The 15050-nt window shown below is 63.1% G+C and carries 13 protein-coding genes; 11 read left to right on the top strand and 2 right to left on the bottom strand.

Going from position 1 to position 15050, the window contains the following annotated elements; genetic code table 11:
* Positions 1-92 precede the first annotated feature (92 nt).
* The 6 genes from GDH07_RS27530 (at position 93) to GDH07_RS27505 (ending at position 7096) form a co-directional block, all read left to right on the top strand.
* Positions 93-1469: an OprD family porin gene (locus GDH07_RS27530; RefSeq protein ID WP_152896633.1), complete on the top strand. Its 1377-nt coding sequence runs from the start codon at positions 93-95 to the stop codon at positions 1467-1469.
* A gap of 78 nt (positions 1470-1547) precedes the next feature.
* Complete coding sequence (locus GDH07_RS27525) at positions 1548-3143, top strand: ABC transporter substrate-binding protein (protein ID WP_152896632.1); 1596 nt, start codon at positions 1548-1550, stop codon at positions 3141-3143.
* Positions 3144-3215: 72 nt separating this feature from the next.
* Positions 3216-4226, top strand: a complete 1011-nt coding sequence (locus tag GDH07_RS27520) for an ABC transporter permease subunit (RefSeq protein ID WP_053138564.1) — start codon at positions 3216-3218, stop codon at positions 4224-4226.
* A gap of 11 nt (positions 4227-4237) precedes the next feature.
* Positions 4238-5149, top strand: coding sequence for an ABC transporter permease subunit (locus tag GDH07_RS27515; protein ID WP_022642292.1), 912 nt, complete (start codon positions 4238-4240; stop codon positions 5147-5149).
* Positions 5150-5159: 10 nt separating this feature from the next.
* Positions 5160-6128, top strand: a complete 969-nt coding sequence (locus GDH07_RS27510; protein ID WP_085596336.1) for an ABC transporter ATP-binding protein — start codon at positions 5160-5162, stop codon at positions 6126-6128.
* Complete coding sequence (locus tag GDH07_RS27505; RefSeq protein WP_022642290.1) at positions 6128-7096, top strand: peptide ABC transporter ATP-binding protein; 969 nt, start codon at positions 6128-6130, stop codon at positions 7094-7096. Before GDH07_RS27510 ends, GDH07_RS27505 begins: the two co-directional genes overlap by 1 nt.
* 104 nt (positions 7097-7200) lie before the next feature.
* Here GDH07_RS27505 and GDH07_RS27500 read toward each other — a convergent pair whose 3' ends face one another.
* Positions 7201-7443 carry a hypothetical protein gene (locus GDH07_RS27500; protein ID WP_022642289.1) on the bottom strand — a complete coding sequence of 81 codons (243 nt, stop codon included), beginning with the start codon at positions 7441-7443 and terminating at the stop codon, positions 7201-7203.
* Positions 7444-7678: 235 nt separating this feature from the next.
* Positions 7679-9262 carry a peptide chain release factor 3 gene (locus GDH07_RS27495; protein ID WP_022642288.1) on the bottom strand — a complete coding sequence of 528 codons (1584 nt, stop codon included), beginning with the start codon at positions 9260-9262 and terminating at the stop codon, positions 7679-7681.
* 463 nt (positions 9263-9725) lie between these two features.
* Here GDH07_RS27495 and GDH07_RS27490 point away from each other — a divergent pair, with 463 nt between their 5' ends.
* From GDH07_RS27490 to GDH07_RS27470, 5 genes are all read left to right on the top strand, one after another.
* Positions 9726-10442: an ABC transporter permease gene (locus tag GDH07_RS27490; RefSeq protein WP_053138556.1), complete on the top strand. Its 717-nt coding sequence runs from the start codon at positions 9726-9728 to the stop codon at positions 10440-10442.
* Between the two features lie 24 nt (positions 10443-10466).
* Entirely contained in the window at positions 10467-11360 is an 894-nt protein-coding gene (locus tag GDH07_RS27485; protein ID WP_022642286.1) for a glycine betaine ABC transporter substrate-binding protein, read from the top strand.
* 12 nt (positions 11361-11372) lie between these two features.
* Positions 11373-12041 (top strand): ABC transporter permease, encoded by a 669-nt coding sequence (locus GDH07_RS27480; protein ID WP_022642285.1) that lies wholly within the window; start codon positions 11373-11375, stop codon positions 12039-12041.
* Entirely contained in the window at positions 12038-13195 is a 1158-nt protein-coding gene (locus GDH07_RS27475; RefSeq protein WP_053138550.1) for an osmoprotectant ABC transporter ATP-binding protein OsmV, read from the top strand. Before GDH07_RS27480 ends, GDH07_RS27475 begins: the two co-directional genes overlap by 4 nt.
* Before the next feature lie 604 nt (positions 13196-13799).
* The gene (locus GDH07_RS27470) at positions 13800-14963 is read left to right on the top strand and encodes a type III PLP-dependent enzyme (protein WP_053138548.1); all 1164 of its coding nucleotides are present in this window, start codon (positions 13800-13802) and stop codon (positions 14961-14963) included.
* The last annotated feature ends 87 nt before the right edge of the window (positions 14964-15050 follow it).

The following is a 15050-nucleotide window of genomic DNA, read 5'->3' as shown; positions in this document are numbered from 1 at the left end:
GCAAACGTTTGCGATGCCTTGAATGAGTTCCAAAAAGCCAGCCGGCCGAAAAAAACCGGCAAGTAAAAAAACAAAACAAAGGAGCATCACCCATGAAACTGAGCAGCAGCGCATTGTTAGCCCTGGCCATCAGTAGCATCACTGCTACGGCCTATGCAGAGAGCGTCAGCCAGGACTTCGTCCCGACTGAACTGAACAGCAAGAATGCCCAGGCCGAGTCCAAGGGGTTCATCGAAGGCCAGAGCCTGTCCGGGAGCACCCGTAACTGGTACGCCAACGAGTTGAAGCGTCGTAACGACCGCTTCTCCTACAACCACAACGGCCAGCCTACCTCCACCCCGCGCCGTATCAACTGGGTGCAGGGCACCATCCTCAACTACACCTCCGGCTTCACCGAAGGCACCGTTGGGGTCAGCACCGAAGTCGCCGCCTACAACGCCATTGCCCTGGATCGTGACCGCAAGGACATCGCCGGCAAGAACAACCGTACCCTGACCCACTCCGACGGCGACGCCGTGGGCCAGTGGAGCAAGCTGGGCCTGGCCAACGTCAAGTTCCGCGTATCCAACACCACCCTGACCGTCGGCCGGCAGAACGTCAGCACGCCGATCGTCGATGTCATCGGCAACCGTCCGCTGCCTTCGAGCTTCGAAGGGGCCAGTATCCACAGCGAAGAATTCAACAACCTGTCGTTCGACGCCGGTAGCTATGACCGGGTATCGCCACGGACCGAACAGAGCCTGTCGAAATTCCGCTCCGAATACACCAACAACAGCGCCGAGACCGACCGCGTCAGCGTGATCGGCGCCAACTACCAGCCGCTCAAGAGCCTGAAGACCAGCCTCTACGCCTCCAAGGTGGAAGACTTCTGGAACCAGTACTACTTCGGCTTCACCCACGAACTGGGTGACAGCTCGGTGCTGGGCCTGACCACCGGCCTGAACTACTACAAGACCGTCGATGCCGGCAAGAAAGAGATGGGCGAGATCGACAACGATACCTACTCGCTGTCCCTGGGCCTGGCCCACCAGGCCCACAGCCTGACCTTCTCCTACCAGGCGGTGAACGGTAACGAGTACTTCGACTACCTGCACGAAACCAACGGCATCTACCTGGCCAACTCCCTGCTCTCGGACTTCAACGGCCCGAACGAGAAGTCGTTCCAGATCGCCTACGGCCTGAACATGGCCGAGTACGGCGTGCCCGGCCTCAAGTTCAACCTCTACCAGGCCCGCGGCTGGGGCATCGACGGTACCCACTACACCGGTACCGCCTACGATGTGAAGAAGATGGACGGCGAAACCCACTACGAATACGGCATCGGCGCCAGCTACGCGGTGCAGAGCGGCCCGCTCAAGGCCACCGCGATCCGCGCGACCTACACCACCCACCGCGCCAGCAAGTACCAGGCCGACGGCAACATCAACGAGTTCCGCCTGGTCACCACGGTTCCATTCAATATCCTATAACCCACCAGTTGAACGGCGGACTCATGACGAGTCCGCCCTTCAAGCTACGCTGGTTCCATCGTTCGAAAGGGGTTCTCGATGAAAATGCTACCCATGAAAGCGGCCTTGAGCGCCGCATTGCTGAGCGTCGCCCTGGGCGCCGCGGCCAAACCCTTGGTGGTCTGTACCGAAGCCAGCCCGGAAGGCTTCGATATGGTCCAGTACACGACCGCGGTGACTGCCGACGCAGTGGCGGAAACCATTTTCAACCGGCTGGTGGACTTCAAGCCGGGCACCACGGACATCGAGCCGGCCCTGGCCGAGTCCTGGGAGATCAGCCCTGACGGCCTGCAATACACCTTCCACCTGCGCAAGGGCGTCAAGTTCCACAGCACCGACTACTTCACCCCGACCCGCGACATGAACGCCGACGACGTGCTCTGGAGCTTCCAGCGCCAGTTGGACCCGAAACACCCCTGGCATGACAAGTCCAGCGTGGGTTTCCCCTATTTCGAAAGCATGGGCTTCAAGGAACTGCTCAAGAGCGTAGAGAAAGTCGACGACCACACCGTGGTCTTCACACTGACCCGCCGCGAAGCTCCGTTCCTGGCCGACGTGGCCATGGCCTTCTCCTCGATCTTCCCGGCCGAATACGCCGACAAGCTGCTCAAGGAAGGCAAGACCGCCGAGCTCAATAGCAAGCCGATCGGCACCGGACCGTTCATCTTCATCCGCTATGCCAAGGACGCCCAGGTGCGATTCAAGGCCAACCCGGACTATTTCCGTGGCAAGCCACCGGCCGAAGCACTGATCCTGGCGATCACCACCGACAACAACGTACGGCTACAGAAGCTCAAGGCCAACGAGTGCCAGGTCGCCCTGTATCCCAAGCCCGATGACATTCCCAGCATCAAGGCCGACCCGAACCTGCAGGTACATGAACTGGCGGCCATGACCACCGGCTATATCGCCATGAACACCACCCGCAAGTACATGAGCGACGTGCGGGTCCGCAAGGCGATCGACATCGCCTTCGACAAGGAAGCCTACGTCAACAGCCTGTATGGCCCGGGCAATGCCCTGGTCGGCACCGGCCCGTACCCACCGACCCTGCTGGGCTTCAACACCAGCCTGAAGAACCCGCCCCGGGACCTGGACAAGGCCCGCGCCCTGCTCAAGGAAGCCGGCGTGCCCGAAGGCACCTCGATCACCCTGTTCACCCGCAACGGCGGCGGCCCGACCAACCCCAACCCGCTGCTGGGCGCACAGATGATGCAGGCCGACCTGGCCAAGATCGGCCTCAAGCTGGATATCCGCGTGATGGAATGGGGCGAAATGCTCAAGCGCGCGAAGAACGGCGAGCACGACATGGTGTCCGCTGGCTGGGCCGGGGATAACGGTGACCCGGACAACTTCCTGACCCCGAACCTGAGTTGTGACGCAGCGAAAAACGGCGAAAACTACGCCCGCTGGTGCAACAAGACCTTCCAGGACCTGATCGACCAGGCCCGCGCCGAGGCTGAACCTGCCAAGCGTGCCGAACTCTATGAAAAGGCCCAGCTGATCTTTGAGCAGGATCAACCCTGGATTCCCATGGCCTATCCGAAAATGTTCACCGCCATGCGCAAGAACGTCGAGGGGTATCACCAGAGCCCCCTGACCACCAACAACTTCGCTACCACCCAGGTGAAGTAATAAGAAACGCCCGCTGCTCCCGACCCGGGAGCGGCGGACACGCCTAACCGGCTGATTGAGGTACTTCAGAAGATGTTTAGTTTTATTGCCCGCCGTGTGGGGTTGTTGATTCCCACATTCTTCGGCATCACCTTGTTGACCTTCGCCTTGATCCGCATGATTCCCGGCGATCCCGTGGAAGTCATGATGGGCGAGCGCCGGGTCGACCCCGAGATGCATGCCCAGGCAATGGAACGCCTTGGATTGAACAAACCGCTGTATGCCCAGTACCTGGACTACATCGGCAAGCTTGCCCATGGCGATCTGGGCGAGTCCCTGCGCACCCGCACCAGCGTTTGGAGCGAGTTTTCCTCGCTGTTCCCCGCGACCCTGGAACTGGCCATGGCCGCCCTGCTCTTCGCCGGCGTCATCGGCCTGCTGGCCGGGGTGATCGCCGCCCTCAGGCGCGGCTCGCTGTTCGACCACGGGGTGATGGGGATTTCCCTCGCCGGCTACTCGATGCCGATCTTCTGGTGGGGCCTGATCCTGATCATGTTCTTCTCGGTGAGCCTGGGCTGGACCCCGGTTTCCGGACGTATCGACCTGCTCTACGACATCGAGCCCAAGACCGGCTTCATGCTGATCGATACCTTGCTGGCCGGCGACACCGGCGCCTTCGTCGATGCCCTGGAACACCTGATCCTGCCCGCCATCGTGCTGGGCACCATTCCCTTGGCGGTGATCGCGCGGATGACCCGCTCCTCGATGCTCGAAGTGCTGCGTGAGGACTACATCCGTACCGCCAAGGCCAAGGGCCTGTCGCCCAACCGGGTGGTCTTCGTCCACGGCCTGCGCAACGCGCTGATCCCGGTACTGACCGTGGTCGGCCTGCAAGTCGGCACCCTGCTGGCCGGCGCGGTCCTGACCGAAACCATCTTTTCCTGGCCCGGCATCGGTAAATGGCTGATCGAAGCCATCGGCGCCCGGGACTATCCCGTGGTGCAGAACGGCATCCTGTTGATCGCCTGCCTGGTGATCATGGTCAACTTCGTGGTGGACATCCTCTACGGCTTTGCCAACCCACGCATCCGTCATCAGCGCTGAGGCCAAGACTCATGAGCACTCCAACTTCCTCGGTAGCAGTCGATCAAAGCCTGCTTTACCCGTCCGTCTACAAAGAATTCTGGCAGCACTTCTCCCGCAACAAGGGCGCCGTGGCCGGTTTGCTGTTCATGCTGCTGGTGGTGTTCTGCGCACTGTTCGCCCCCTGGGTAGCCCCGCATAACCCCAGCGAGCAGTACCGCGACTTCCTGCTGACCCCACCCGCCTGGCTCGAAGGCGGGCAGATGCAGTTCCTGCTGGGTACCGACGAACTGGGCCGCGACCTGCTCTCGCGGCTGATCCAGGGTTCGCGCCTGTCGCTGCTGATCGGCCTGTCGTCGGTGGTGATGTCGCTGATCCCGGGGATCCTGCTGGGCCTGTTCGCCGGCTTCTTCCCGCGCCTGCTGGGCCCGAGCATCATGCGCCTGATGGACATCATGCTGGCCCTGCCTTCGCTGCTGCTGGCCGTGGCCATCGTCGCCATCCTCGGCCCAGGCCTGATCAACACCGTGATCGCCATCGCCGTGGTCTCGCTGCCGTCCTACGTGCGCCTGACCCGAGCCGCCGTCATGGGCGAGCTCAACCGCGACTACGTGACCGCCGCACGCCTGGCCGGTGCCGGCCTGCCGCGCCTGATGTTCATCACCGTGCTGCCCAACTGCATGGCGCCGCTGATCGTCCAGGCCACCCTGAGCTTCTCCTCGGCGATCCTCGACGCCGCCGCCCTGGGCTTCCTCGGCCTCGGCGTCCAGCCGCCTACCCCCGAGTGGGGCACCATGCTGGCCTCGGCCCGCGACTACATCGAACGCGCCTGGTGGGTAGTGAGCCTGCCTGGCCTGACCATTTTGCTCAGCGTGCTGGCAATCAACCTGATGGGCGACGGCCTGCGCGATGCGCTGGATCCGAAGCTCAAGAATGCCGCCTGAGGAGATTCCCATGTCACTGTTAGAAATCAAGAATCTCAATGTCCGTTTCGGCGACGCCAAGGCAGTTCCCGTGGTGGACGGCCTGGACCTCAAGGTCGACAAGGGCGAAGTACTGGCCATCGTCGGCGAGTCCGGCTCCGGCAAATCGGTGACCATGATGGCCCTGATGGGCCTGATCGAGCATCCCGGCATCGTCACCGCCGACGCCCTGACCTTCGACGGCAAGGACATGCTCAAGCTCAGCGCCCGCCAGCGCCGGCAGATCGTCGGCAAGGACCTGGCCATGGTCTTCCAGGACCCGATGACCGCGCTGAACCCCAGCTACACCGTGGGCTTCCAGATCGAGGAAGTGCTGCGCCTGCACCTGAAGATGTCCGGCAAGGCCGCCCGCAAGCGCGCCATCGAACTGCTGGAGAAGGTCGAGATCCCGGGCGCCGCCAGCCGCATGGACGCCTACCCGCACCAGCTGTCCGGTGGCATGAGCCAGCGCGTGGCGATCGCCATGGCCATCGCCGGCGAACCCAAGCTGCTGATCGCCGACGAACCGACCACCGCCCTGGACGTGACCATCCAGGCACAGATCATGGACCTGCTGCTGAGCTTGCAGAAAGAGCAGAACATGGGCCTGGTGCTGATCACCCACGACCTGGCCGTGGTGGCCGAGACCGCCCAGCGCGTCTGCGTGATGTACGCCGGCCAGGCCGTGGAAGTAGGCAAGGTGCCGGAGCTGTTCGACATCCCCGCACACCCCTACAGCGAAGCCCTGCTGGCGGCGATTCCCGAGCACAGCCTCGGTGCCTCGCGGCTCTCCACCCTGCCGGGCATCGTTCCCGGTCGTTATGACCGGCCCCAGGGCTGCCTGCTATCGCCACGCTGCCCCTACGTCCAGGAAAACTGCCGCCAGCAACGCCCCGGCCTCGATCCGCAAGCCGCCAGCCTGGTGCGCTGCTTCTACCCGCTCAACCAGGAGGTGGCGTGATGGCCGTCGTTCTAACCGCCCGCGACCTGACCCGTCACTACGAAGTGTCCCGGGGCCTGTTCAAGGGCCACGCCACCGTCCGCGCGCTCAATGGCGTGTCCTTCGAACTGGAGGCCGGCAAGACCCTGGCCGTGGTGGGCGAATCCGGGTGTGGCAAGTCCACCCTGGCCCGGGCCCTGACCCTGATCGAAGAGCCATCCTCGGGCTCGCTGCAGATCGCCGGCCATGAGGTCAAGGGCGCCACCAAGGAGCAGCGCAAGCAACTGCGCCGCGACGTGCAGATGGTGTTCCAGAGCCCCTATGCCTCGCTCAACCCACGGCAGAAGATCGGTGACCAGCTGGCCGAGCCGCTGCTGATCAACACCAAGCTGTCGGCCACCGAGCGCCGCGAGAAAGTCCAGGCGATGATGAAGCAGGTGGGCCTGCGCCCCGAGCATTACCAGCGCTATCCACACATGTTCTCCGGCGGCCAGCGCCAGCGCATTGCCCTGGCTCGGGCGATGATGCTGCAACCCAAGGTACTGGTGGCGGACGAACCGACCTCGGCCCTGGACGTGTCGATCCAGGCCCAGGTGCTGAACCTGTTCATGGACCTGCAGCAGGAATTCAACACCGCCTACGTCTTCATCTCGCACAACCTGGCGGTGGTGCGCCACGTCGCCGACCAGGTACTGGTGATGTACCTGGGCCGGCCGGTGGAAATGGGCCCCAAGGAGGACATCTACAACCGTCCCCTGCACCCTTACACCCAGGCCCTGCTCTCGGCGACCCCGGCCATCCACCCGGACCCGGACAAACCGAAGATCAAGATCGCCGGCGAACTGCCCAACCCGCTGAACCCGCCGCCCGGCTGCGCCTTCCACAAGCGCTGCCCGTACGCCACCGAGCGTTGCAGCACTGAAGAGCCGGCCCTGCGCCAGCTCGACACACGCCAAGTGGCTTGCCACTACGCCGAGCAGTTCTTGTAGACGAGCATGAAAAAGGCGCCTGCGGGACCACCGCAGACGCCTTGACCTTGTTGCACCGGCCCCTTGCGACGGATTGCGCATCGATCCGCCGCGAGGGGTTTTTTTCACCCCTGATCGGGCTCCCCGCCATCGTCGGTGGTCTGGTCGTCATCCCCCGAACTGCCGCCCTGCCCCTCATCCCCCGGCTCCGACTCGGACTTGGCCAGCATCTGCACCGGCGTGCTCTGCTCCGACGAGTAACCCGGCTCCTTGACCTGCAACAGGTTGTGGGCCCAGGCCCCGGAGGTTCCCAGGCTCAGCAGCACCAGCACCTTGATCAGCAGCACCACGCGTTGAAAAATTCTCATAGCCGATTCCATCCCTTCATAGGTGAATCATCGATGGCTGCAAACCCTGACGTGCAGCGGCCACAGCACCACCTGAAACCTAGTCGCGATACCCGGGACTTTCCAGATAGCCAGCTATCGATCCCCATGCCAGGAGCCCCCGTCCGACTAACGGTGCGTGCCACCCTGGGCTTGCCAGCAGGCACAAAAAAGCCCCGCGGCCTGCACCGCGGGGCTTGGGATGTTGCCGGCGAACTTAGTGGTGTTCGCGGGTCGCGCGGAATTTCACGTCCGGCCAGCGCTCTTCCATCAACGCCAGGTTGACCCGGGTCGGCGCCAGGTAGGTCAGGTGACCGCCGCCGTCCAGTGCCAGGTTCTCCACCGCCTTGTTGGAAAACTCCTCCAGCTTCTTCTTGTCGTCGCAGCTGATCCAGCGCGCGGACCACACGGTGATCGGCTCGTAGGCGCATTCGACCTTGTATTCTTCCTTCAGGCGGCTGGCCACCACATCGAACTGCAGCACACCGACGGCGCCGAGGATGATGTCGTTGCTGCGCTCGGGGAAGAACACCTGGGTCGCGCCCTCTTCGGCCAGCTGTTGCAGGCCCTGGCGCAGTTGCTTGGACTTCAGCGGGTCCTTGAGGCGCACGCGACGGAACAGTTCCGGGGCGAAGTGCGGGATACCGGTGAAGCCCAGGGCCTCGCCTTCGGTGAAGGTGTCGCCGATCTGGATGGTGCCGTGGTTGTGCAGGCCGATGATGTCGCCGGCATAGGCTTCTTCCAGTTGCTCACGCTCAGAGGAGAAGAAGGTCAGGGCGTCGCCGATGCGCACGTCCTTGCCGGTGCGCACGTGGCGCATCTTCATGCCCTTCTCGTACTTGCCCGAGCAGATGCGCATGAAGGCGATGCGGTCGCGGTGCTTGGGGTCCATGTTCGCCTGGATCTTGAACACGAAGCCCGAGAACTTCTCTTCCTGGGGCGCCACGCTGCGCTCGTTGGCCGCCCGTGGCAGCGGCAGCGGCGCCCAGTCGACCACGGCGTCGAGCACGTGGTCGACACCGAAGTTGCCCAGGGCGGTGCCGAAGAACACCGGGGTCAGGTGGCCGTCGAGGAACTCCTGCTGGTCGAACTCATGGCAGGCGCCCTGCACCAGCTCCAGCTGCTCGAGGAAACGCTCGTACTCGTCGCCCAGGTGGGCACGGGCTTCGGCGGAGTCGAGCTTCTCGATGATCTTGGTCTCGGTACGCTCGTGGCCATGGCCCGGGGTGTAGACGATGATGTAGTCACCCGCCAGGTGGTACACGCCCTTGAAATCGCGGTAGCAACCGATCGGCCAGGTGATCGGCGCGGCCTTGATCTTCAGTACCGCCTCGATTTCGTCCAGCAGCTCGATCGGGTCGCGGATGTCGCGGTCCAGCTTGTTGATGAAGCTGACGATCGGCGTATCCCGCAGGCGGCAGACGTCCATCAGGGCGATGGTCCGCGGCTCTACGCCCTTACCGCCGTCGAGCACCATCAGCGCCGAGTCCACCGCGGTCAGGGTGCGGTAGGTATCTTCCGAGAAGTCTTCGTGGCCGGGGGTGTCGAGCAGGTTGATCATGTGCTCGCGATAGGGGAACTGCATCACCGAGGTGGTGATGGAGATACCGCGCTGCTTCTCCATCTCCATCCAGTCGGAGGTGGCATGGCGGTCGGACTTACGCGACTTGACGGTACCCGCCACCGCAATGGCCTTGCCCATCAGCAACAGCTTCTCGGTGATGGTGGTCTTACCGGCATCCGGGTGGGAAATGATGGCGAAGGTGCGGCGTTTCGCGACTTCGGCGGCCTGTTGGGTCATGGGAAATCGCCTGGCGGTGATCAAAAAAGGGCGGCGAGTATAGCGCAAAGCTGCCTTCCCGGACCACCGTCCGGCCCCGCCATCCCCCTGTAGCCGCTGTCGAGCGCCAGCGACGGCTGCGACCGGGCGCGCAGCATCCGCAACCCGGACATCGCCCTGGAACCCGTTGGATTCCCCGCCTCGATCACCGCCTCGCGCCACGAAGTCGCGGCCACAAGGGTGGCCAAACGCCGCCGACTATGGAACCTTTTAAAAGGTGGAGACGTCCACTTCCCTGCCAGGCGCTCATCAGATGCCTGGAATTTCAGCAAGTTAGCTTGACGAAGCTGCGCTCATGGTTCGTTCACCGCCGCCCTGCCGGCACTCGACGAACTGCTTTTCGCGGGGACTTTCCCGGCAGTCGGCCACGGCCCTGCCACAGGGGAAAGCGCCCGCCGACCGATAAGAAAAAAGGAGTCCGCCCGTGGCTATTCGCTATGGCAAAGGGCTGATAGGAGGGGCTGCGGTCATTGCCCTCCTGGCCCTGCTGGTCCACTGGATCGGCATCAAGACGATCGAACACTACCGCGACGATCTACTGTTCTACCTGCAAGCTCATCTGTTCCTGGTCCTGGCGTCCATGTGCGCCGCCCTGCTGGTCGGCATTCCCGCCGGCATCCTCCTCAGCCGCCCCGCCATGGCCAGGCGCGCCGAACGCTTCATGCAAGTGTTCAACATCGGTAACACCATTCCTCCCCTGGCCGTCCTGGCCATTGCCCTCGGGGTCCTCGGCATCGGCAGCGGGCCGGCGATCTTCGCCCTGTTCCTGGCCTCCCTGCTGCCCATCGTGCGCAATACCTATGAAGGCCTGAAGAACGTCCAGGGCTCGCTCAAGGAAGCCGCCACCGGCATCGGCATGACCCCGCGCCAGGTGTTGTGGAAAGTCGAATTACCCAATGCCGTGCCGATCATCGTCGGCGGCGTGCGGGTGGCCCTTGCGATCAACGTCGGCACCGCGCCCCTGGCCTTCCTGATCGGCGCCAACAGCCTGGGCAGCCTGATCTTCCCCGGCATCGCCCTGAACAATCAGCCGCAACTGCTGCTCGGCGCCGCCTGCACCGCCCTGCTGGCGCTGCTTCTGGACGGCCTGGTGACCCTGGCCAGCCGCCTCTGGCTGGAACGTGGCCTGCGCCCGTCCTAAGCCCGTCAGAGACAAGGAACCGACATGAAGAAATTGAGCCTGATACTCGGCTGCGTCCTGCTTTTCAGCGCACTGGCCCACGCCGCGGAAAAACCGCTGATCCGCATCGGCGCCCGGGTCTTCACCGAGCAGACCCTGCTGGCGGAAATCACCTCCCAGTACCTGCGCAGCAAGGGCTACGACACCCGGGTCACCGGCGGCCTGGGCAGCAACCTGGCGCGCAGCGCCCAGGAAAGCGGCCAACTGGACCTGATCTGGGAATACACCGGGGTGTCGCTGGTGGCCTACAACCACATCGACGAGAAGCTCGACAAGCAGCAGTCCTACGCCCGGGTGAAAGAACTCGACGCGAAAAAAGGCCTGGTCTGGTTGTCGCCGTCCAAGTTCAGCAACACCTATGCCCTGGCGCTGCCGGAAAACGTGGCCAAGGAACATCCACGGATCAACAGCATCAGCGACCTGACCCGGGCCCTGGACGAAAACACCCGAGAAAACCGCCTGGTGGCCCTGGACACCGAGTTCGCCAACCGTTCCGACGGCATGGCCGGGATGGTCAAGCTGTATGACATGGCCCTGACCCGCAAGAACACTCGGCAGATGGACGCCGGCCTGGTCTATACCGCCCTGCGCAATGGCCAGGTGTTTGCCGGCCTGGTCTACACCACCGACGGACGCCTCAGCGCCTTCAAGCTCAAATTGCTGGAAGACGACAAGCACTACTTCCCGGACTACACCGCCGCTCCCGTGGTGCGCCAGGCCTACCTCGACGCTCACCCGCAACTGGCCGCCGAACTCGAGCCGCTGGCGGCGCTGTTCGACGACGAAACCATGCGCCAGCTGAACGCGCGGGTCGACGTCGACCATGAAAGCCCCTCCGCCGTGGCCGCAGATTTCCTGCGCCAGCACCCGATCAACTAAAGAGGAGAAGACATGGAATTCTTGAACGCCTTTTCCCATCTCGATTGGGCCCAGGTCCTGCACCTGACCTGGCAACACATCACCCTGGTGGGCATCGCCGTCACCCTGGCCATCGTCTTTGGCGTACCCCTGGGCGTGCTGATGACCCGCTTCCCCAGCCTCGCCGGGCCATTGCAGGCCAGCGCCACGGTGCTGCTGACCATCCCCTCCATCGCCCTGTTCGGCCTGCTGCTGCCGTTCTACTCCAAGTTCGGCCAGGGCCTGGGGCCGCTGCCGGCGATCACCGCCGTGTTCCTTTATTCCCTGTTGCCGATCATGCGCAACACCTACCTGGCGCTGACCGGCGTCGAACCGGGCATCCGCGAGGCCGCCCGGGGCATCGGCATGACCTTCGGCCAGCGCCTGCGCATGGTCGAGCTGCCGATCGCGGTGCCGGTGATCCTCGCCGGAGTACGCACCGCGGTGGTGATGAACATCGGCGTCATGACCATCGCCGCCACCATCGGCGCCGGCGGCCTGGGGGTGCTGATCCTGGCCTCCATCAGCCGCAGCGACATGTCGATGTTGATCGTCGGCGCCGTGCTGGTCAGCCTGCTGGCCATCTTTGCCGACCTGCTTCTGCAATGGCTGCAACGTTCGCTGACGCCAAAAGGATTGAGCCCAATAGGAGCCCTGAAATGATCGAACTACAGAACCTGAGCAAGACCTTTCGCAGCAACGGCAAGGATGTCAAAGCCGTCGACTCGGTCAGCCTGACCGTCAACGAAGGCGAGATCTGCGTATTCCTCGGCCCCTCCGGCTGCGGCAAGAGCACCACGCTGAAGATGATCAACCGCCTGATCATGCCCACCTCGGGCAAGGTGCTGATCAACGGCGAGGACACCACCGGCCTGGACGAAGTGACCCTGCGTCGCAACATCGGCTACGTGATCCAGCAGATCGGCCTGTTTCCCAACATGACCATCGAGGAAAACATCACCGTGGTGCCGCGCCTGCTGGGCTGGGACAAGCAGAAGTGCCACGACCGCGCCCGCGAGCTGATGAGCATGATCAAGCTCGAACCCAAGCACTACCTGCATCGCTACCCGCGCGAGCTGTCCGGCGGCCAGCAACAGCGGATCGGAGTGATCCGCGCCCTGGCCGCCGAGGCCCCGCTGCTGCTGATGGACGAACCCTTCGGTGCGGTGGACCCGATCAACCGCGAGATGATCCAGAACGAGTTCTTCGAGATGCAGCGGGCGCTCAACAAGACCGTGATCATGGTCAGCCACGACATCGACGAGGCCATCAAGCTGGGAGACAAGATCGCCATCTTCCGCGCCGGCAAACTGCTGCAGATCGACCACCCGGACACCCTGCTGGCCCATCCGGCGGACGATTTCGTCAGCAACTTCGTCGGCCAGGACAGCACCCTCAAGCGCCTGCTGCTGGTCAAGGCCGAGGACGCGGCCGACAACGCGCCGTCGGTGAGCCCGGACACCCCGGTGGCCGAGGCCCTGGAACTGATGGACGAGCACGACCGGCGCTACGTGGTGGTGACCTGCGCCGAGAATAAAGCCTTGGGTTATGTACGGCGCCGCGACCTGCACCGCCAGGGCGGCACCTGCGGCCAGTTCCTGCGCCAGTTCAACGCCACCGCCGCCTACGACGAGCACCTGCGCATCCTGCTGTCGCGCATGTACGAGTTCAACCGCTCGTGGCTGCCGGTGCTGGACGCCGAAAGGGTGTTCCTCGGCGAAGTGACCCAGGAGTCCATCGCCGCCTATCTCAGCTCGGGACGCTCCCGTGGGATGAAGACCAACATCGTCTCCCCGGCCGAGGCCGTGAGTGCCTGATCAATAAATAATCAAAAGCCAACCCGTGGCGAGCAAGCACGCTTGCTCGCCAGCGTTTTTTTACCCACCCGGGCGGCGAAAAGAAATATCAACAGCCGCCCCGGCAAAAGCTCCCCGCCGGAACCTGACGCAACAGGCAAAATCCCCCTCTGGCCACCCTCTCGCCGCTAACGTCGCCGATGTTGGCGACTTCGGCAGTTCACCACCACTTGGCGCGCAAAAGCCGCGAACGTGCAGGTATTTTTAACACTCGGAAATTCTTCGGGAACATCTGCCGGTCATCTGTGTCGGCTACAAAAGGACATGCCGATAACGCACGTCAGACAAGTGCAAAAACGCGACATTTTTTGTTGATCTCAGCCCCCTCACCGCCTAAAGTTCGCGCCGAACGTCCATGCTGGAAACGATCCATCCGGCTCAAGTACTGACGACGAGACAGCAAGGCCAAGGGCAGATTTCCCATGGCCTTTTTGCTTTCGGCGACATGCCTTGGGAAGTAGGCGAACCAAAGTGGGGATACGGAGGACGTTCACAAGGCGGTGTCGACCCTGGCATTGCCTGCCACCCATTGATTACCAACGTTTGCCATCAGGAGCTTCCACGCATGTCGATTAACGTCGAAGACTATTTCGCGCGCGAAACCTTTCAGAAAATGAAGGCGTTCGCCGACCAGAAAGAAACCCCGTTCGTGATGATCGATACCCAGATGATCGCCCAGGCCTACGACGACCTGCGCGCCGGGTTCGAATTCGCCAAGGTCTACTACGCGGTCAAGGCCAACCCGGCCGTGGAAATCATCGACCTGCTGCACGAAAAAGGCTCGAGCTTCGACATCGCCTCGATCTACGAGCTGGACAAGGTGCTGGGTCGCGGCGTCAACCCGGCCAACATCAGCTACGGCAACACCATCAAGAAGTCCAAGGACATCCGCTACTTCTACGAGAAGGGCGTGCGCCTGTATGCCACCGACTCCGAAGCCGACCTGCGCAATATCGCCAAGGCCGCCCCGGGCTCCAAGGTCTACGTGCGCATCCTCACCGAAGGCTCCACCACCGCCGACTGGCCGCTGTCGCGCAAGTTCGGCTGCCAGACCGACATGGCCATGGACCTCTTGATCCTGGCCCGCGACCTGGGCCTGGTGCCTTACGGCGTGTCGTTCCATGTCGGCTCCCAGCAGCGCGACATCAGCGTCTGGGACGCCGCCATCGCCAAGGTCAAGGTGATCTTCGAGCGTCTCAAAGAAGAAGACGGCATCGAACTGAAGCTGATCAACATGGGCGGTGGCTTCCCGGCCAACTACATCACCCGCACCAACAGCCTGGAAACCTACGCCGAGGAAATCATCCGTTTCCTCAAGGAAGACTTCGGCGACGACCTGCCGGAAATCATCCTCGAGCCGGGCCGTTCGCTGATCGCCAACGCCGGCATCCTGGTCAGCGAGGTGGTCCTGGTGGCACGCAAGTCGCGCACCGCCGTGGAGCGCTGGGTATACACCGACGTGGGCAAGTTCTCCGGCCTGATCGAAACCATGGACGAGTCCATCAAGTTCCCGATCTGGACCGAGAAGAAAGGCGAAGTGGAAGAAGTGGTGATTGCCGGCCCGACCTGCGACAGCGCCGACATCATGTACGAGAACTACAAGTACGGCCTGCCGCTGAACCTGGCCATCGGCGACCGCCTGTACTGGCTGTCCACCGGCGCCTACACCACCAGCTACAGCGCCGTGGAGTTCAACGGCTTCCCACCGCTGAAGGCCTACTACGTCTGACGGCAGCGGCAAGCCTTGAGCTGCAAGCGGTAAGAAAAAGCCCATGACGTGTCATGGGCTTTTTTATGAGCGCTGTGCCGTCCTGAA

It is taken from the genome of Pseudomonas piscis, assembly GCF_009380155.1.
Classification (GTDB): Bacteria; Pseudomonadota; Gammaproteobacteria; order Pseudomonadales; family Pseudomonadaceae; genus Aquipseudomonas; species Aquipseudomonas piscis.
Note: the sequence above shows the minus strand (reverse complement) of the source record. Positions and strands in the feature narration are given on the sequence as shown.